Raw genomic sequence first — 19510 nt, 5'->3', positions numbered from 1 at the left:
AATGCTGCGCAGTCGGCGACGCCCCGTCAAGAAGCCGGATGCTCTCGCCGAATCTTTTTTGGCATGGACACTTCCAGTGAAGTATGGGGACTGCTACGACAGTTGTGGCAGAGATCCTGCTAAAGGGAGGTTCCATGAAACTGTCCCGAATCGCGGCATTCTCATCCTCACTCCTCCTCGGCGCCGTCCTCTCTCTCGCCGGAGCCGGCCAGGCTCAGGCCTCGGACACCGCTCTGGCACTGGACTATGTGGCCCTTGGCGACTCGTACTCATCGGGCGTCGGGGCCGGCAGCTACGACAGCAGCAGCGGCAACTGCAAGCGCAGCACCCGTGCCTTCCCCAAGCTCTGGGCGGCCGCGCATTCACCCTCGTCGTTCGCGTTCACCGCTTGCTCGGGCGCTCGTACGGGTGATGTCACGGCCGGTCAGCTCGCCCCCCTCAGCTCCGCGACCGACCTCGTATCCATCACTGTCGGAGGCAATGACGCGGGCTTCGCCGACGTCATGACCACCTGCGTCCTGTACTCCGAGTCCACCTGCATCAACCGCATCAACCAGGCGAAGAGCTACGTCGATTCGACCCTGCCCGGCAAGCTCGACGCCGTGTACTCGGCCATCAGATCCAAGGCTCCGGCGGCGCAGGTCGTCGTCCTCGGCTACCCGCGCTTCTACAAGCTCGCCGGCAGCTGCGCCGCCGGGCTGAGCGAGAACGAACGGGCCGCGATCAACGGCGCGGCCGACTACCTCAACGCCGCCACCGCGAAGCGTGCGGCCGACCACGGCTACGACTTCGCGGATGTCACCCCAACCTTCACCGGACACGAGATCTGCTCCGGGGCGGCCTGGCTGCACAGCGTCAACTGGCTCAACATCGGCGAGTCCTACCACCCCACCGCATCCGGACAGTCCGGCGGCTACCTGCCCGTGTTCACCTCGCACGCCTGAACACGGTCGCGTTCGAGCTGTTCGCCGCGCTCGCGGTGTTCGCAGTGTTCGCAGTGCTCGGTGTGTAGGAGCTCTCGTCCGTCGGGGGCTCCTGCTCGCAGGTGACCGAGAAGTCGATCCAATTCGAGCGCACCTCGACCGGGCTCCGGACCTCCACCCGGATCCGGTCGTGGTGCGTCTCGTTCGCCTTGTACGTCAGCTCGGTGTGGCTGACCTGTTTCTGCTTCGGGCCCCCGGCCGCGAAGTGCAGCGTCTTCCAGCCGGAGCCGGAGCTCTCGCCGCTCTTGGTCGCCCAGCGGTAGTCGACAGCCGCAGGGGTGCGGCGGACCGTGATCGTCGCCCGGAAGGCCGGAGCCTCCGCTTCCGGCGGCGGGCAGGCGCCCGAGTAACTGCCGTGCACAGTCCGGGCGTACACCTTCACGGTCTGCGGCGGCGTGACCGTACCGTCATGGCCCCCGCCCCCATTGCCTCCGTCGTCGCCCCCGCCGTCGGCCCCGTCGGTCGTGCCGCCGTCCGTCCCTCCGCCCGGGGCGGTCGCCGTGCTGCCCGGGCTTGCGCTCGAACTCCCCGTCGCGGGGACCGGGCCGCCGCCGTTGTCGTCCTGGCCGCCCTGGTCCTTGCCCTGGTCGACCAGTGCCCAGGCCAGTCCGCCGACCGCGAGCAGCAGCACGGCCACCCCGGCGACCAGCACCAGCGCTGCCCGCCGCGCGCGGTCCGGCGGCACCCCGGTCGTGGTGGTGGCCGGACCGGGCACGGGAAGCGGCACGAACGGGGCCGGGGGAGTGGCCGGAGTGGGGGACGCGGCCGAGACGGTGGGGCTGTACGGACCGGGCGGCGGCGGAGCGGTACGCACACCGCCGCCCGCGCCGACGACCCGCAGCTGATGCTCGGCCTCCTCCGCCGAGAGCCGTTCCGCCGGATCCTTGCGCAGCAGCCCCGCGATCACCGGCGCCAGCGCACCGGCCCTGCGCGGCGGCGGCAGCTCCTCGTCGACGACGGCCCGCAGCGTGCTCAGGGGGGTGTTCTGGCGGAACGGGGAGTTGCCCTCGACCGCGGCGTACAGCAGCACCCCGAGCGACCACAGATCCGACTCCGGCCCTGGCGTACGCCCCAGCGCCCGCTCGGGCGCGAGGAATTCGGGGGAGCCGATCAGTTCGCCCGTCATCGTGAGGTTGGAGGTCCCCTCGACCGTGGCGATGCCGAAGTCGGAGAGCACGACGCGGCCGTCATTGGCGATGAGTACGTTCCCCGGCTTCACATCCCGGTGCAGTACGCCCGCCTCGTGCGCGGCGCGCAGAGCGGCGAGGATCTCCGCCCCGATGTGCGCGACGCGCTGCGGGGGCAAGGGCCCTTCCGCATCCAGCACATCGGAGAGCGCCAGGCCGCGCACCAGCTCCATCACGATCCAGGGCCGGCCGTCCTCGGTCGCCACGTCGTAGACGGTCACGACATTGCGGTGCGAGATCCGGCCGGCGGCCCAGGCCTCCCGCTCAAGACGCGCGTACAGCCGCCGCTCGTCGGTTGTGCCGAGAGCGGCGGGGGCACGTACCTCCTTGACCGCCACCTCGCGGGCCAGCATCTCGTCGCGGGCGCGCCACACCACGCCCATCCCGCCCTCGCCCAAGGGGCTCAGCAGTCGGTAGCGTCCCGCCACCAGCCGCTCATCGCCCGGCACTTCGCTCACAGCGAGCCCCCATCGGTAGCAGAGCAACTACCCCAAGTTAGCTCACGCAAGAGCTGTTGCCGCCCCCTTGAGCGCCAATCCGCATCCGAGGGCGAGGACTATGCAGGCCGTGCCCAGCGGCATCACGCGCTGCGCGGCGGAGAAGACCCGCCCCTTGCGACGGCTCCGATCGGCCAGCAGGCGGGTGGCGCGGGCGCCGAGGCGGACCGCGGCGAAGCCTGCCGCGGCGAGGGTGAGGGCGAGCCCGACGCCGTACGCGAGGACGAGCAGCAGACCGAACCAGGCGCGCCCGAGGGCGGCGGCGCCGACGAGCACGACGACGGCTGAGGGACTGGGGACGAGTCCGCCGGCAAAGCCGAGCAGGAGGGTTGAACGGACGCCCAGGGGGCGGTGGTCGTGGCTGTGCGAGTGCGAGTGCGGATGGCCGTGGCTGTGGCTGTGGCCGTGAGCGGCGCCGGACTTGTCGCTGTCGCCGCGCCCGGCCTTGTGCGCCTGGTCGTCCTCGTGGCCGAGGTTGTGCCCGGGTCCGTGCTCGTGCTCGTGCCCAGGCCCGTGCTCCCGCCCACTGCCGTGGCCGTGCGGGTGGCCGTGGCTGTGCCCGTGTCCATGTCCGTGGCTGTCGTCGTGGGTGTGCCCATGCCCATGGCTGTGCCCGTGCACATCACCACGGTTCTTCCACGCCCTTCGTACGAGCACCGCTCCCGCCCCCGCCACCAGCGCCCCGCTCGCGACGCCCAGCCATGCCACCACCGACGGTGCGGCCGCCGAGCCCAGCGCGATCAGGCCGCCGAGCGCGAACACCCCGAGTGTGTGCGTGATCGTCACCGACGCCCCCAGCGAGAGGACGTCGCGCAGGGAGTTGCGCCCGCCCGCCGCCGCGGCGGCGGCCATCACCGTCTTGCCGTGACCCGGCGCAAGCGCGTGCAGCGCGCCGAGCAGCACCGCCGTCGCCAGTGCCAGCGCGGCGAATCCCGCGGTCAGTTCGCGCCGGGACACCAGACCGGTCAGCGCCTGCGTCCAGCGGTCGGCCCCGCGCGGCAGCACAGAGGCCGGGGGCGCCGCCGCCTCCGACCGGTCCGCCGCCGGAGCCCCGCCGGGTGTGACCGAGAGACCGGCCGTCCTGCGGTCCAGCGGTGAGGAGAGCTGCCCTTCCGGGTACCCCGCCAGCCGCCTGGACACGGACGTCCTCGGTACGTCGGACGAGGTGAGCGTCATCCGGTCGCCGCCGGCCGTGATCTCCCGCCAGCCCGGCCCCTGCCCGCCGCCCGCCGCCCGGAAGGCGATCGTCTGCCGCCCGTCGGGCAGTTCGGCCGTCAGCCTGCACTCGACGCGCAGCGTCGGCAGCCCGGCCTGCCCGGGGCGCACCTCCGCGTGGCCCGCGCCGGGCGTGAGCGGAATCGCGCGGCGTCCGACCACGACCTCCGTGTCCCGCGCCGCGTTACCGCAGCGGCCCTGGGCCCACTCGGACAGTTCACCGGTGGACATCTCCCGGTCGCCGTTCCGGTCGATCTTCGAACGCGACTGGGCGGCCGGTATCTCCGCCAGATCCTCGACATGGTCGACGCTCAGCCGGCCGGGCGAGACGAGGAGCCCGTCATAACGGTTGACCGTGAAGTTCCCCAGGGGATGCGCGACGGCGCTCCCCGCGGGCAGCACGGCGAGCGCCGCCCCGGCGACGAGGACCGCCGCGCCGACGGCGGTCGTACGCCTCTTCATGACGCCTCCAGAGCCTGCAGCGCGGTCCGTGCCGCGCGTGAACCGGTGGGGGAGAACCCCGGGTTGATCTTCAGCGCGGCGGCGAGCGAACCGCGGGCCGCCGCCGTCCTGCCCGCGGCACGTTCGATCATGCCGCGGTGGTAGACGAACAAGGCGTTGCGGCAGCCCGTCGGTGCGGACGTCCCCACGTACGAAAGGGCTTCCGCAGAACGCCCGTTGACGTGCAGGGCCCAGGCGAGCGCGTCCGCCGTGTGCACGGTCCGGCGCTTGCGCCACTCGGCGCGTGCGGCGTCCAGCGCCTGGGCCCGGTCACCGTGGTCGGCCAGGGCGAGAGCCGTGTCCAGGTCGGTGTCCACACCGTTGGCGCGGGCCAACTCGGTCCAGGTCCCGATGAGTTCGTACTGGGCGCGGGCATCGGCCTTGCGCCCGATCGCCTCGTACAGCTCACCGAGCGCGACGAGCTGTCCCGGCAGCGGCAGCCGGTTCACCACCGCTTCGAGCTCGGACACGGCGGCCTTGGTCTCGCCGCGAGCGGCCTGCGTGCGGGCACGGCCCTCCAGCGCGGGCAGATACGCCGGGTCCGCCTTCAGAGCGGTCGCGAAGTGCCGCAGGGCCGGGGCGTACGCACCCTGGCCCCACTCCAGCTGGCCCAGGGCGGTGGCCACATACGCCGTGTCACCGGGGGAGGAGGCCGAGTCCAGTGCCCGCACGAGCACCCGGCGGGCCCCCGCGATGTCGCCGCGCAGCTCCAGTACGTACGCGTAGCGCGTGAAGACGGGAATGCCGGGGCGGTGGCGGTCCGCCTCCTCGGCCGCCGCCAACGCCTTCGGATAGCTGCCCAGTTCGACGAGCGCGTCGATCCGGGAGGCGAGCGCGCGCTCGCTGTACGGATTGACCTTCAGCGCCGCCTCCGCCTCCCGCAGCGCCCCGCGGAAGTCGTGCCGCGCCGCCGCGAGCGCGGCCCGCCCCGCGAGTGCCGCTTCATTGCCCTGCGGCTGGAGAGCCAGGGAACGGGCGAGCGCCTTGTCCGCCTGCGGGTACCGGGTCGGGTCGCCGCCGGTCCTGGCCTGCTCGACATAGGCGGCGCCCAGCGTCGCCCACCCCCGGGCGTCCTTGGGCTGCGCCCGCAGATGCGCCTGGAGGCCGGTGACCCCGCGGGCGAGGTCACCGGTGCCGATCCGGTCGAACGGCGCGTCCGCCACGGGAGCCGCGGCACTGGCCGCCGGGGGTACCTGGTCCGCCCGGCCGGCCACTACGGCGCCCGCGGTGATCGCGACGGCCAGCGCGCCGGCGGGAAGGAGGATTCCCCACCGCCGGGCGCCCGCCCCTGATTCCCTTCGCAGGGACATGTGAACTGCCCTTTCCGCTCGTAGCTGCGTCCGTCGTGGATGCGTCCGGCTCAGCTGTACGGACTCCGTCGCCGCATCCGCCACCAGTTGAGGCCAAGGGCGACGAGCAGCACCCCCACGCCCGCGGCGGCCGCGGATGCGATCAGCGTGGTGCTGGTGGCGTCACTGTCGGAGGCGGCGGACGACGCGCCACCGGAGAGCAGGTTGCCCTGGGCGTCCTTGGTGCCGCCTTCCGTGGCGAGCGGCCCCCGGGAGCCGGACGTCGGGAGCGCCACGTACGGGAAGGTCTTGCCGAACTTCTGGTCGTTCTCGTTGACCGCGTCGCCCAGGTCGTTCTTCTGGCCGAGCAGTTCGCCCTCTACGACCTGGAGCGCGATGTCCAGCACGTCGTCCGTCAGCCGCCGCCCGTTGGGGAATCCGGCGTTGTCGCCGTCCAGCACGCCCAGCCTCTTGGGCTCGGCAGTCGGCTGGATGGAGGTGTTGAGCCGCAGCATCTCCGCGGGGCGGACATGCGGCGGCTTGTTGAGCTTGTCGACGCCGGTCAGAAACACCGAGACCAGGTCGTTGCGCGGTTCGGCCGGGGCCTTGATCTTGTAGATGCCCTCGATCAGCTTCGGCAGCTCCGGCTTGGTGACGAAGTTCAGGAAGTCACCGTCGTTCCACGGGTGGGACGCGTTGAACTTGTCCTTGTCCTTCACGGGGATGACGACCTCGTTGACCAGCGGCATACCGAGCCGGGACACCTGGGTCCAGTGACCGTTCGCCCCCTTGCGCTGGGTGGTCGACCAGATGCCGACGATCGGCTGCTTCTCCGACTCCCGGATGTACGCGGTCGGCACCTGCAGGGCCATGGAGTTGACGCTGTAGCCCTTGAGCGTGTCGTTGCCGACCTCGGAGAGGTTTCCGCCGTAGAGCAGGTCGAAGACGCGCAGATCGAGGAAGAAGGGGTCGTCCGCCTGGCCCGCGAACGCCGTGGAACCACCCGGGAGTTGGTGCACGGCCTGGTCGCGCAGGCCCTGGTAGTCCGGCATGGAGGCCTTGCCCACGTTCGACGGCGCCACCGGCAGATCGTCCGCGATCTTCGTGGTGTGCATCACACGCTGGTTCTTCAGCCTCAGCAGCTCGATGTCGTACGTCTGCGTGATGTTGAGGTCCGGGTCGTCGAGCGCAGTGACGGGACCGGTGTTGAAGAGGAACGTGTCGCCGTTCTTGACGTGTTCCTTGAAGGTCCACCGGTAGATCAGGTCGCCTTGGGCGTCGCCGTCACTGTCGATGTGGATGTCGTACTGCGCGTCGTCGGCGAACTTGAAGAAGTTCGGGCCGCCGGCCGGTTCCTGGAACGGCAGCACGTTGGCGACGAGCGTCGTGGTGTCAGGCTTGTCGGGGCTGACGAACGCGTACACGTCCGTGTTGTCGTACTGCGGCTGTCCGGAGATCAGTGGGGCCTCGCGGTGGCTGGAAGCCTTGGCCGTGCCCGGCTCCAGCCCGGTCACACCGGAAGCCACGAGCGTCCCGCCGGCCAGCGCGACGCAGGTAAGAGCGGCGAGCCTCCTGGGCCCCCGCCCGCTGCTGCTCATTGCGGTCATCGAATCCGTCCTTCGCGAGTGCTGGTCTTGCTTCGATGCCAGCCATTCGGTGCGGAGGGCTGTTCGGATTGGTCGGGAGGCCGGGAAGTTTTTCCTGACGTACTGTCCAACTCGCCCTGGAATCGCATGGATTCGGTGAGTAGTCGTCAACTCACGTACGGGTGTGGTGAATCCTGTGACCGGAATACACGAGTGTCACTGTGGGGCGATAGGGTTAACCTGCCCGGGCCGGGTGCCCTCGTACGGGTGGGGAGTGACATGGAACAGATAACGGTGCGCAGCAGGGCGCGAGTGCCTGCGATCACGTGTGGGAGCAGTGCGACCAGCACGCGTCTCGACCGCCATCTCTCAGTGCTTGGCGGCCCTGCCGTCCCGCAGGGTGAGTCGGCCGAGGCGACGTCGCTGATGCTCGAGCTCACCTCACGTGATGTCGCGCACACCCGCAAGAGCAAGAGCGCGCGTGTCTCGCTCTTCGCGCCGCTGCGGCGGTTGCGTCGCTCACTCTTCGGCAGCCGCGGCTGACCGACCTCCAGGACGCCCTCTCCTACGCGAACGCGCTCAGGCGACCACACCGTCCCGGTGCAGCGCCGCTGTCCCCTCATCCGTCATCCCCAGGGCCTTCAGCAGCGCATCGGTGTGCTCGCCGAGTGCGGGAACCGCGCCCATCCGCGCCTCCGGCCCGCCCGGCAGAGTGATCGGCGGCAGCAGCGCCCGCAGTGGCCCGACCGGCGAGTCCACCTCCCGCCAGCGGTCCCGCGCGGCGAGTTGAGGGTGCCTGGCGACATCCGTGACGCTGTTGAGCCGGGCGCACGCGATTCCCGCCGCCTCCAGTCGGCCGATCGCCTCCTGTGTGCCGAGGCGGGCCAGCGCCTCGGCCACCACCGCGTCGGTCTTCTCCCTGTTAGCCGTACGGGCCGTGTTGGTCGCGAAGGCCGGATCGCCCCCCAACTCGGGCCGGCCGAGCACCTGGTCGGCCAGCCGCTGCCACTCCCGGTCGTTCTGCACCGACAGCAGCACCTGCCCGCCGTCAGCCGTGGCGTAGGCGTCGTACGGCGAGATGACGGCGTGCGCGACCCCCGTGCGCGCCGGGGTTTCACCCCCATGCATCCCGTAGTGCAGCGGATGCCCCATCCACTCCGCCAGCGACTCCAGCATCGAGACCTCCACGGGGCCGCCGACGCCCGTGGCCCCGCGCCGCAGCAGCGCCGCCAGCACCCCGGAGAAGGCGTACATCGCCGCCGCGATGTCGGCCGCCGGAATGCCCGCCTTGACGGGCTGCTCCGCGGTCCCGGTCACCGAGACGAGGCCCGCCTCGCACTGGACGAGCATGTCGTACGCGCGCTTGTGGGCGTACGGCCCCTCCGCGCCGTATCCGGAGATGTCCACGGCGATCAGCCGCGGGTGCGCGGCGCACAGAGTGCCGGCGTCCAGACCGAGCCGGGCGGCCGCGCCCTGGGCGAGGTTCTGTACGAACACATCGGCGTCCGCGACGAGTTGACGCACGATCTCCAGGCCCCGCGGGTCCTTGAGGTCGACGGCGATGGACTCCTTGCCGCGGTTGCACCAGACGAAATGCGAGGCGAGCCCGGCGGCGGCGGTGTCGTAGCCGCGCGCGAAGTCGCCGCCGTCGGGACGCTCGATCTTGATGACGCGGGCGCCGAGGTCGGCGAGCTGGCGCGTGGCGAAGGGCGCCGACACGGCCTGTTCGACGGCGACGACCGTGATCCCGTCGAGGGGGAGAGGGTGGCTCATGAGCCGTGCCTATCGTGTACGTACCACCTTTGTCACCCCCTGGTCCGCGTACCGGCCGCTCGATGGGTCGGATTGCCGGAGATGGTCTGATCGTCGATAGATTGCTCGCTTATGTCAGGTTCGCTTGATGGCTCGCGTGGAGAAGGGAACCACTACGTGACTGACGTGGCTGACGAGACTGACGTGACGGCACAGGGCCTGGGGCGCAGGCGGGTGCTGGGGCTGGCCGCGGCCACGTTCGTGTCGTCGCAGTCGTGGATCGGTACGGCATCGGCCGCGCAGTCCGGCGCGTTACGCGGTGACCGGCCGACCGGGAAGGTGCGGGAGGAGTGCGGCGTCGACGTGCCTGCCGAGAACTCCCTGCCGGGAGATCGTGACTGGCGGATCACCCGGGCGGGTGCGGCCGGCGCCATTCAGGGCTTCGCCGAGCGCGTCAGTGTGCGCTCGGGGGAGGTCGTAGCGCTGCGCGTGTCGACGACGGCTGCGGCCTACACCGTCTCCGCGTACAGGATGGGCTGGTACGGCGGAGCGAGGGCTCGTCTCGTCTGGAGTTCGGGCATTCTGCCGGGGGTGCTGCAGCCTCAGGCGCTGCTCGATGCCGGCACACGGATGGCGCGTGCCGACTGGCGGCGAACGGCGGAGGTGGACACCTCGGGCTGGCCGGAGGGCTGCTACCTGCTGAGGCTGGACGCCGAGGACGGCCGGGGGCAGAGGTTCGTACCGCTCACCGTCCGGTCCTCCTCCGCGGCCGGTCGTACGGTCGTGGTCAATTCGGTGGCCACGTGGCAGGCGTACAACCGGTGGGGTGGCGCCGACCTGTACAAGGGCACGACCGGCAAGAAGGGTTCGCGATCCCTCGCGGTGTCGTTCGACCGTCCCTACGCCGGCGGTCATGGGGCGGGCCAGTACTTCGTCTACGAGGCGCCGTTGGTCGCGCTGGCCGAGCGGATGGGGCTTCCGCTGGCGTACACCACGGGAGTGGACGTGGCCCGTGAGCCGAGGTTTCTGGGCGGGGCCGTGGCCATGCTCTCGCTGGGGCACGACGAGTACTGGAGTCCCGAGCAGCGGCGGCACGTGACCTCGGCGCGCGACGAGGGAATGAACCTAGCCGTGCTCGGGGCCAACTGCTGCTACCGGCGTGTCCGCTTCGAGCCGTCCGCCGTGGGAGCGGACCGGATCGTGGTCTGTTACAAGGACGACTACGCCAAGGACCCAGGTTTCCAGCGCGGGTGCCCTCCGACGAACGACTTCCGGCGTATGCCCGCACCCGATCCCGAGAGTTCCCTGTTAGGGGTCATCTACGACGGCTACCCGGTGGACGCGCCGTTCGTGGTGTCCCAGCCGGATCACTGGCTACTGGAGCGCACCGGGGCGCGGCTGGGCGACTCCTTCCCCCACCTGGTGGGTGTCGAGTACGACCGGGTGAACCCGGCTCATCCCACCCCTCGGCCGATCGAGATCCTGGCGCATTCGCCGGTGGTGTGCAAAGGGCGCCCCTCGTACGCCGACATGGCCTACTGCTCTCTGCCGGGCGGGGCGGGCGTCTTCGCCACGGGCACGATGCGCTGGGTCGAGGCGCTGGAGGCGACCGGCCCGGGCGGGGGCAAGGCGAACCACGGACTGGACGCGCGGGCAGGGGAGTTCACCCGTACCGTGACGGCTAACCTCCTGCGGGCGTTCGCGCAGGGGCCGACGGGGCACGCGAGACCCGCGAGGGACAATCTGGCCGACCAGTACGGGAAGGGAGCCCCAACCGCCGGCGCGTAGCGCGGGCGCTGCTCCCCCTGCCGTGGCCGGCCCGGTGGGCACGCAGGCCGCCTGGGCCGCGGGTCGCGGGGCGTCACAACAGGGCGAACTGACCCTCCGGCCCCTCCTCGCGATGGTCGAGTACGGAGGCGGGCCGCCGGGTCACGTCGCTCGGCGGCAGGACACCCGGGAGCTCGGTGATCTCCATCTCCATCCCCTTCAACTCCTGCTTCTGAAGCCGGAGTCGGCCCAGCAGTGCCAGCACTGTGATCAGCTCCAGCAGCTCGGAGGTCCACTCCTGCGGCCACATCGCAGGCCGGATCGCCTCCAGCGTCCCGGGCTCGGCCTCGGCGGTACGGCGCTCGAACCAGAGCTCCAGCACGCGTACGCCGCCCACCTCGAAGTCCCAGGCATCCGCGGGCACGGGCGAGATCCGGCCGGTCCCGAGGCTGAGTACCTCCTCCTCGGCGTCGTACGCGATCGCGTCGGGCCGTGCGGGCACAGCCGCCCGCACATACGGCCGCCGCCCCCCGGGCAGCCGGGGCCGCTCGCCGCCCCGGGCCCCGCGTAGCTGGACCTCCATCATCCGCCGCCCCAACTCCACGCCGTTCAGCCACACATGGGGGTCGGCGGGCAGCGGCACCACGCATCCGGCTGCCGACGACTCGGCGGCCGCGACGATCCAGGCAACGACGTCGTCGGCGTCGACCTCGCGGCCGTACCGGCTCCCCAGGGCGGACAGCAGGCCGGGCGCGAGATTGGGCTCGACGCCACCGGGCCGCCGGTAGAGGGGCCGAATCCGCCCGGGCCTTCCCGCGGGGGAGCGGCCGTCAGGCAACAGGGCGGAGAGGACCACGGCAGGCCCCGACGCGTCGGCCACCCACCCCTGCTCGACGACGAACACCTGCCGCTCATCGGCGACCCGCCACAACTCGGGCCGTGCGGAGTCGATGAGCCGGTGGTCGGGAATCAGCCACTGCTCGTCGAAGGCCCCGTGCAGCACCCGCACCGGCGCGGGACACCGCCCGTCCTCCCGGACGAATCTGCCCGTCCCGGTGGTCTGCCCGGGCAGCTGGGCGACGGCGCTGCGCGGCGTACGGGCCCGAGTGCATTCGAACAGGCCGTCGCGCTCGACGCCCTCAACGCGCACAAGAGCATCCCACCGGGCCTTGAGAGAGCCCGCGTCCGGGGCCATCACCCACGCCCGCCCCAGCCGCAACGGGGGTACGCCCCACGGCATGAGCTCGTCCAGCATCGGCATGCGGAAATGCTAACCGGGGGCCCGGAGGCCCGTCCCGGGCCCACCCCAGGACCGGCACCGGGGCCGGACGGTCACTGGGCGGAGAGCCGCTGACCGGACGGTCACTCCGCGTCGACCGTCACCGAGAACGAGAACCGGTCCCCCCTGTACCGGATCCGCGCCACATCCACCACCCGCCCGCCCTCGTCGTACGTCACCCCCGTGTAATGCAGGATCGGGCTGAGCAACGGCACCCTCAGCAGCTCCGCCGTCGGCGGGTCCGCCAGTCGCGCCTCCACCGTGTCCGTGATCCTGCTGATCCGCACCCCCAGCGAATCCCGCAGTACCTTCGTCATCGGCCAGCGCTCCAGATCGGCGACGTCCAGCCCCGCCGCCACCTCCGGGTGCACCGCGTTCTCCGCCCAGTTGGTCGGCTCTCCGCTCTCGCCGTCGCAGCGCAGCCGCCGGTACGTCACCACCTCATCCACACCGGGGAAGTACTCCGCGAGGTCGCCCGGCACCGGCTCGGGCCCGTGCCCCAGGATCGTCGTCCGCTCGCCCGACTGCTGGGCCACGATCGCGTCGATCGAGCCCAACAGCCGCCTCGGCGCGCCCCGCCGCGCCCCCGGCTCGATGAAGGTGCCGCGCCGCCGGTGCCTGCTGATCAGGCCCTCCTCCTCCAGCTCCTTGAGGGCCTGGCGCATGGTCAGCACGCTGACGCCGTAGTGCGCGGCGAGCTGCTCCTCGGTCGGCAGCCGCAGCGACGCCTCGGGCGCTCGGCCCAGTATGGAGGCGCGCAGCGACTGCGAGACCTGGTACCACAGCGGCAGCTTGCGGTTCAGGACCAGAGAGTCGGGGGCAAAGGCGGTCACGGGTACTCCGTACTACGACCGGAAGTGGCGCTCAAGACCCTGCCACACGTCGTCGTACCCCTTCTGCAGATGGTCCGCGTTCGCCGCCTGCGCGGTCGCCGTCACCGGCCAGCGGGTCTCGAACATGAACGCAAGCCCGTCGTCGATCTTCTGCGGCTTCAGCTCGGCGGCGCTCGCGCGGTCGAAGGTCTCCCGGTCGGGGCCGTGCGCGGACATCATGTTGTGCAGCGAACCGCCCCCCGGCACGAAGCCCTCGGCCTTGGCGTCGTACGCGCCCTCGATCAGGCCCATGTACTCGCTCATCACATTGCGGTGGAAGTACGGCGGCCGGAAGGTGTCCTCGCCGACCAGCCAGCGCGGCGCGAAGACGACGAAGTCCACTCCGGCCAGGCCCGGGGTGTCGCTCGGCGACGTCAGCACGGTGAAGATCGACGGATCCGGGTGGTCGTACGAGATCGTCCCGATCACATTGAAGCGGCGCAGGTCGTAGACGTACGGAACATGATTGCCGTGCCAGGCGACGACATCGAGCGGCGAGTGGTCGTACGTCGCGGCCCAGAGGTTCCCGCAGAACTTGTTGACGACCTCGACCGGGCCCTCCACGTCCTCGTAAGCCGCCAGGGGCGCGAGGAAGTCCCGGGCGTTGGCCAGGCCGTTCGCACCGATCGGCCCGAGGTCGGGCAGCTGGAAGGGCTGACCGTAGTTCTCGCAGACGTAGCCGCGAGCACTGACGTCCAGCAGATCGACCCGGAATCGGACCCCGCGGGGGATCAGCGCGACCTCGCCGGGCCGGGCGGCGAGCAGCCCGAATTCCGTACGGAGCAGCAGGCCGCCGCGCTCGGGCACGATCAGCAGCTCGCCGTCGGAGTCGCTGAACACCCGGTCCGTCATGGCGGAGTTGGCGTGGTAGAGGTGCACGGCCATGCCGGTGCGCTGGGTCGCGTCGCCGTTGCCGCCGATCGTCCACAGACCGGCCAGCCAGTCTGTGCCGGGCGCGGGCTCCGGCAGCGGGTTCCAGCGGAGCCGGTTGGGGTCCGGCACGGACTCGGTGAAGGGCGCGCTGCGTACGCCGCCGTTGCCGATGCGGACGAACGGCGGATGGGCGGCGGACGGGCGGATCCGGTACAGCCAGGAGCGGCGGTTGTGGGCGCGCGGCTCGGTGAAGGCGCTGCCGCTCAGCTGTTCCGCGTACAGCCCGAGGGGTGCCCGCTGCGGTGAGTTGCGCCCGTGCGGAAGGGCGCCCGGCACGGCCTCCGAGCTGTGCTCATTGCCGAAGCCGGGCGAGTGCCCGAGGTCTTCGGCGGTCTTCCGCGCCTGCTCGATGCCGTTCATCGTCCGCTCCCGGTGCTGAAGGATTCCTATGCTCAACCGTAGGATTGCGGGACCGCCCCGTCAACGGCAACGGGGCGGCATGATGGGCCGCGTGTCCCAAGCCCATCTCCGCCGTACGCCCGTGCAGCAGCGCAGCGCCGAGCGGCTCGCCCGGATCCTGGACGCGTGCGCCGAACTGCTCGACGAGACCGGTTACGAGGAGCTGTCCACCCGGGCGGTGGCCGCCAGAGCCGGCGTCCCCATCGGTTCCGTCTACCGCTTCTTCGGCAATAAGCGTGCCCTCGCCGACGCTCTCGCCCACCGCAATCTGGACATTTACGCCGAGCGGATCAGTGGCCGTATCGCCTCGCTCGGCGCGGGCGACTGGCGCGGCGCACTCGATGCCGTACTGGACGAGTACCTGGCGATGAAGCGCACCGTCGCCGGCTTCGCGCTGATCGACTTCGGCTACCGGATCCCGGTCGGCGCACCTGCGGTCGGAGCGAACCACCAGGTCGCCGACCGTCTCGCCGGACTGCTCGCGGGCCATCTGGGGCGAGGCGTCGACGATGAGCTGCGGCGGGCGGTGCTGGTCTCCGTCGAGGCGGCGGATGCGTTGCTGCAGCTTGCCTTTCGGGTGGAGCCGGAGGGGGACGAGGGGATCGTGGCGGAGACGCGGGAGTTGCTGCGGGCGTATCTCGGACGGGTCCTCGACTAGGCGGGGGGCGGTGCGGGTGCGGGTGCAGGTGCGGGTGCGCCTGCGGCGGGCTTGCCCCTCCTCGCCGGCGATTGAGGCGCGGGGTTCGGGGCGGAGCCCCGGTCAGGGCCGCACTAACAGCCCCGCCGTTCGGGAAGAGCGCTCGCACCCCTCCCCTCCGTGCATACCGGTCGGTATGCTCGGCCCCGTACCGCGCCACCGCCGTCGCCCCGGGGAGAGCCCATGACCCGCACAGCTGCCACCCGCACCGCACTGCGCATCTGTCCCCTCTGCGAGGCCACCTGCGGACTGACCCTCACCATCGAGGGCACCCGCGTCAGCCGCGTCCGCGGTGACCGCGACGACGTCTTCAGTAAGGGCTTCATCTGCCCCAAGGGTGCCTCCTTCGGGGAGCTCGACGCCGACCCCGACCGGCTGCGCACCCCCCTCGTACGCAGGAACGGCGAGCTCCAAGAGGCCAGTTGGGGCGAGGCCTTCGACGTGATCGCGGCCCGGATCAGGCCGCTGATCGAGGAGCACGGACCGAATGCCGTGGGCGTCGTACTCGGCAATCCGAACGTCCACACGATGGCCGGCGCGCTCTATCCGCCCGTACTGCTCTCGCTGCTGCGAACCCGCAATCTCTTCACCGCCAGCACCCTGGACCAGATGCCCAAGCATGTCTCCAGCGGGCTGCTCTTCGGTGACCCCGTCGCCATCCCCGTCCCCGACCTGGACCGCACCGACCATCTGCTGCTCCTCGGCGCCAACCCCTTCGACTCCAACGGCAGCCTGTGCACCGCGGCCGACTTCCCGGGCAAGCTCAAGGCGCTGCGGCGGCGCGGTGGCACGCTGACCGTCGTCGACCCGCGCCGCACTCGCACCGCGCAGCTCGCCGACCGGCACATCGCCATCCGGCCCGGCGCCGACGCCCTGCTGCTCGCCGCCATCGCCCAGACCCTCTTCGAGGAGAAGCTCACCGACCTCGGGGCGCTCGAAGCGCATGTCGAGGGAGTGGCTGAAGTCGCCGAAGCGGTACGGGAGTTCACGCCAGAAGCGGTCGCCGGTGCCTGCGACATGGACGCCGAGGAGATCCGTACGGTCGCCCGCGAGCTCGCCGCCGCGCCCACCGCCGCCGTATACGGACGCGTCGGCAGCAGCACCGTCGAGTACGGCACCCTCACCAACTGGCTGGTCGACGTCCTCAATGTGCTCACCGGCAACCTCGACCGTCCCGGCGGCGCGCTCTTCCCGCTCTCCGCCACCGACCGCGCGCCCCGCCCCGCCGCGCCCGGCAAGGGCTTCGCCCTCGGCCGCTGGACCAGCAGGGTCAGCGGCCACCCCGAGGCCAAGAGTGAACTGCCCATGGCCGCGCTCGCCGAGGAGATCGACACCCCCGGGGACGGGCGGATCCGCGCGGTGATCTCGCTCGCCGCCAACCCGGTGCTCTCCGCGCCCGACGGCGACCGGCTCGACCAGGCGCTTGCCGGACTCGACTTCATGGTCAGTGTCGATCCGTACCTCAATGAGACCTCGCGCCACGCGGACGTGCTGCTGCCCCCGCCGCCGCCCTCCCAGAGCGCGCACTTCGACTTCGCGTTCAACGCCTTCGCCGTACACAACCAGGCTCGCTACAGCCCGGCGGCAGTCCCCCTGGAAGAGGGCCGTCTGGGCGAGTGCGAGATCCAGGCCCGTCTGGTGCTCGCCGTCGGCGGCATGCACGGCGCGGACCCGGGCGCCGTCGACGACATGGTCATCGAGCGCACCCTCACCAAGGCCGTCGCCGATCCGCACTCCCCGGTCCACGGCAAGGACGTGAAGGAGCTGACCGCACAGCTCACCGGCGGCAGCGGGCCGGAGCGGCGCCTGGACATGATGCTGCGCCTCGGCCCGTACGACCTCACTCTCGACAAGCTCCTGGAACAACCGCACGGCATCGACCTCGGCCCGCTTCAGCCCCGGATCCCGCAGGTCCTCAAGACCCGCAGCGGACGCGTCGAGCTGCTGCCGGGACCCATCGCCGCCGATCTGCCGAGGCTGCGGAGCGCGCTGGGGGCGCCTTCCGGGCGAAGCTCCGGGGGAGAGCGGCCCGCCGCCCTCGTCCTCGTCGGCCGCCGCCATCTGCGCTCCAACAACAGCTGGATGCACAACGTCGCCACGCTCAACGGCGGTTCCAACCGCTGCACTCTCCAGATCCACCCGGCCGATGCGGCCCGGCTCGGTCTCGAGGACGGCGCGCAGGCCCGGATCACGGCGGACGGAGGGGAGGTCGAAGCGCCGGTGGAGATCACCGACGCCGTACGGACCGGAGTGGTGAGCCTGCCGCACGGCTGGGGACACAGCCGGCCGGGCACCCGGATGTCGGTGGCCGCCGCGCGCCCCGGAGTCAATGTCAATCAGCTGCTCGACGGCTCCCGGCTCGACCCGCTGTCCGGCACCGCCGTGCTCAACGGCTTCCCCGTCGAGGTATCACCTATGCGATGACCTGGGGTTTTGCTCGTATTGCTCACGCGTCAACACCTTGTTAACGGCTGTTGGCGCGACCTACCGTCATCGAAACCGCCGCTCCGGTGGGAGTTCAACGGTGAACGATAGGTGTCCCAAATGCTGACAATCCTTGGCTTCGCCATGATTGCGACTTTCCTGGTCCTGATCATGATGAAGAAGATGTCGCCGATCGCGGCGCTGGTCCTCATCCCCGCCCTCTTCTGCGTATTCGTCGGACAGGGCGCGCACCTCGGCGACTACGTCATCGAAGGGGTCGGCACGCTCGCCCCCACCGCGGCGATGCTGATGTTCGCGATCGTCTACTTCGGCGTGATGATCGACGTGGGGCTGTTCGACCCGATCGTCCGCGGCATCCTGCGCTTCTGCAAGGCGGATCCGATGCGCGTCGTGGTCGGTACGGCGCTGCTCGCCGCGATCGTCTCGCTGGATGGCGACGGCTCCACCACATTCATGATCACCGTCGCGGCGATGTATCCGCTCTACAAGCGCCTCAAGATGAGCCTGGTCGTGATGACCGGAGTCGCCGCCACGGCGAACGGCGTCATGAACACGCTGCCCTGGGGCGGCCCCACCGCCCGCGCCGCCACCGCCCTCAAGCTCGACGCGGCCGACATCTTCGTCCCCATGATTCCCGCGCTCGCCGTCGGACTGCTCTTCGTCTTCGTCCTCGCCTACGTACTGGGCCGCCGCGAGCGCAAGCGCCTCGGCGTGCTCACGCTCGACGAGGTGCTGGAAACCGATTCCGAGACCGTCTCCGAGACCGTGCTGGTCAAGGCGGGCGGCGGTGGTTCGGAGCAGCGCGAGGCAGTCATCGGCGGCACCGGCGACGCCCCCGGCGCGCCGGAGAAGGAGGAGGGCGAGGAGGACGAGGAGGACGAAGAGGACGCGCGTCACCAGGGCCTCGACCCGAACCGTGCCACGCTGCGCCCCAAGCTCTACTGGTTCAACGCCGGGCTCACCGTCGCTCTGCTCACCGCGATGATCATGGAGTGGCTGCCTATACCGGTGCTCTTCCTGCTCGGCGCGGCCCTCGCCCTCACGGTCAACTTCCCGAAGGTCGCCGACCAGAAGGCCCGGATCGCCGCCCACGCCGACAACGTCCTCAACGTCACCGGCATGGTCTTCGCCGCCGCCGTCTTCACCGGCGTCCTGACCGGCACCGGCATGGTCAAGCACATGGCCGACTGGCTCGTCGGCGCCGTCCCCGAGGGCATGGGCCCGCACATGGCCATCGTCACCGGTGTGCTGAGCCTCCCGCTCACCTACTTCATGTCGAACGACGGCTTCTACTTCGGCGTCCTGCCCGTCCTCGCCGAGGCGGGCGCGGCCCACGGCGTCTCCCCGCTGGAGATCGCCCGCGCATCCCTCGTCGGCCAGGCGCTGCACATGTCGAGCCCGCTCGTCCCCGCCGTGTACGTCCTGGTCGGCATGGCCAAGGTCGAGTTCGGCGACCACACCAGGTTCACGGTCAAATGGGCCGCGCTCACCTCACTGGTGGTGCTCGGAGCCGGAGTCCTCTTCGGCATCATCTGATGCCGGTCACCCCGGCACGAGGCTGGCTGCTGCGCCTCGTCATCGCCTCGGCTTCGCGCAGGGTGCGGTGTCGATGGCGCGGCCGGCCGTCTCCTACCGGGCGCTGGCCCTGGGCGCGGACGAGCGCGCGATCGGCGTGATCGCGGGTGTGTACGCGCTGCTTCCCCTGTTCGCCGCCGTACCGCTGGGGCGCAGGACGGACTACGGGCGCGGCTTCTGCCTGGGCGTCGGGCAGCCGCTGTCGATGACGACGGTCGTCCAGGCGGCCCCGGCCGGTACACGCTCAACTGCGCTCGCCCTGAGGCTGACCGGTAACCGTCTCGGGCAGGTCGCCGCACCCGCAACGGCCGGACTGGTCGCGGGGGTGGCGGGCACCGCGGCCCCGTTCGCCAAGCTGGGCGCACTTCTGCTGGCCGCGGCCGGGCTGGCCGCACGTCAGCCAACCCGCCCGCGGGACAACGGAGTTCACGGCACGGGCACCATCTCTCGGCAACGCCCGCCGACAGTGGACGGCTCCGTACAAAAAGGCCGTCCCAAACCTGCGCGCGAGTCATTCCCTGACCGGGAGTAGT

14 protein-coding genes and 1 pseudogene are annotated in these 19510 nt (G+C 71.1%); 7 read left to right on the top strand and 8 right to left on the bottom strand.

The annotated features are described in order from the left end of the window. Nucleotides 1–134: 134 nt before the first annotated feature. A complete protein-coding gene (locus ACFYWY_RS31255; RefSeq protein ID WP_389192493.1) occupies nt 135–944 on the top strand; it encodes an SGNH/GDSL hydrolase family protein in 810 nt (269 codons plus the stop codon). Here ACFYWY_RS31255 and ACFYWY_RS31250 read toward each other — a convergent pair. Genes ACFYWY_RS31250 through ACFYWY_RS31235 form a run of 4 tightly spaced genes read right to left on the bottom strand, consistent with a single transcriptional unit; the run spans nt 928 to nt 7279 of the window. Beyond that, nucleotides 928–2628 carry a serine/threonine-protein kinase gene (locus tag ACFYWY_RS31250; protein WP_389192490.1) on the bottom strand — a complete coding sequence of 567 codons (1701 nt, stop codon included), beginning with the start codon at nt 2626–2628 and terminating at the stop codon, nt 928–930. The genes ACFYWY_RS31255 and ACFYWY_RS31250 overlap by 17 nt on opposite strands. Before the next feature lie 42 nt (nt 2629–2670). Next, nucleotides 2671–4344 (bottom strand): sulfite exporter TauE/SafE family protein, encoded by a 1674-nt coding sequence (locus ACFYWY_RS31245; RefSeq protein WP_389192487.1) that lies wholly within the window; start codon nt 4342–4344, stop codon nt 2671–2673. Beyond that, entirely contained in the window at nt 4341–5693 is a 1353-nt protein-coding gene (locus ACFYWY_RS31240) for a hypothetical protein (protein WP_389192484.1), read from the bottom strand. The genes ACFYWY_RS31245 and ACFYWY_RS31240 overlap by 4 nt, the downstream gene beginning before the upstream one ends. Nucleotides 5694–5743: 50 nt before the next feature. Then, on the bottom strand, nt 5744–7279 hold the full coding sequence (locus ACFYWY_RS31235; protein ID WP_389192481.1) for a DUF4331 domain-containing protein: 1536 nt from the start codon (nt 7277–7279) through the stop codon (nt 5744–5746). A gap of 258 nt (nt 7280–7537) precedes the next feature. Between ACFYWY_RS31235 and ACFYWY_RS31230 the strand changes: the two genes are divergently transcribed. Beyond that, nucleotides 7538–7801, top strand: coding sequence for a hypothetical protein (locus tag ACFYWY_RS31230; protein WP_389192478.1), 264 nt, complete (start codon nt 7538–7540; stop codon nt 7799–7801). 36 nt (nt 7802–7837) lie between these two features. Here the strand turns inward: ACFYWY_RS31230 and ACFYWY_RS31225 are convergent, their stop codons facing one another. Then, complete coding sequence (locus tag ACFYWY_RS31225; protein ID WP_389192476.1) at nt 7838–9031, bottom strand: CaiB/BaiF CoA transferase family protein; 1194 nt, start codon at nt 9029–9031, stop codon at nt 7838–7840. Between the two features lie 165 nt (nt 9032–9196). Here ACFYWY_RS31225 and ACFYWY_RS31220 point away from each other — a divergent pair, with 165 nt between their 5' ends. Beyond that, on the top strand, nt 9197–10798 hold the full coding sequence (locus tag ACFYWY_RS31220) for a N,N-dimethylformamidase beta subunit family domain-containing protein (RefSeq protein ID WP_389192473.1): 1602 nt from the start codon (nt 9197–9199) through the stop codon (nt 10796–10798). A gap of 73 nt (nt 10799–10871) precedes the next feature. Here ACFYWY_RS31220 and ACFYWY_RS31215 read toward each other — a convergent pair whose 3' ends face one another. The 3 genes from ACFYWY_RS31215 to hmgA form a co-directional block, all read right to left on the bottom strand. Next, on the bottom strand, nt 10872–12038 hold the full coding sequence (locus tag ACFYWY_RS31215; protein ID WP_389192470.1) for a type ISP restriction/modification enzyme: 1167 nt from the start codon (nt 12036–12038) through the stop codon (nt 10872–10874). Between the two features lie 101 nt (nt 12039–12139). After that, a complete protein-coding gene (locus ACFYWY_RS31210) occupies nt 12140–12889 on the bottom strand; it encodes a GntR family transcriptional regulator (RefSeq protein WP_389192467.1) in 750 nt (249 codons plus the stop codon). Nucleotides 12890–12901: 12 nt separating this feature from the next. Continuing rightward, a complete protein-coding gene (gene hmgA, locus ACFYWY_RS31205) occupies nt 12902–14221 on the bottom strand; it encodes a homogentisate 1,2-dioxygenase (RefSeq protein WP_389192580.1) in 1320 nt (439 codons plus the stop codon). Between the two features lie 82 nt (nt 14222–14303). Here hmgA and ACFYWY_RS31200 point away from each other — a divergent pair, with 82 nt between their 5' ends. The 4 genes and pseudogenes from ACFYWY_RS31200 to ACFYWY_RS31185 all read left to right on the top strand — a co-directional run bounded on the left by ACFYWY_RS31200 (nt 14304) and on the right by ACFYWY_RS31185 (nt 19509). After that, the gene (locus ACFYWY_RS31200; protein WP_389192577.1) at nt 14304–14918 is read left to right on the top strand and encodes a TetR family transcriptional regulator; all 615 of its coding nucleotides are present in this window, start codon (nt 14304–14306) and stop codon (nt 14916–14918) included. Between the two features lie 222 nt (nt 14919–15140). After that, nucleotides 15141–17381: a molybdopterin oxidoreductase family protein gene (locus ACFYWY_RS31195; protein WP_389192464.1), complete on the top strand. Its 2241-nt coding sequence runs from the start codon at nt 15141–15143 to the stop codon at nt 17379–17381. 120 nt (nt 17382–17501) lie between these two features. Then, nucleotides 17502–18938: a CitMHS family transporter gene (locus ACFYWY_RS31190; RefSeq protein WP_389192461.1), complete on the top strand. Its 1437-nt coding sequence runs from the start codon at nt 17502–17504 to the stop codon at nt 18936–18938. Continuing rightward, a pseudogene (locus ACFYWY_RS31185) lies at nt 18938–19509 on the top strand (hypothetical protein). Before ACFYWY_RS31190 ends, ACFYWY_RS31185 begins: the two are co-directional and overlap by 1 nt. Nucleotide 19510 lies beyond the last annotated feature (1 nt).

This window comes from Streptomyces sp. NPDC002870 (assembly GCF_042888505.1).
Taxonomy (GTDB): Bacteria; Actinomycetota; Actinomycetes; order Streptomycetales; family Streptomycetaceae; genus Streptomyces.
This window is presented reverse-complemented; position numbering and strand designations above follow the sequence as displayed.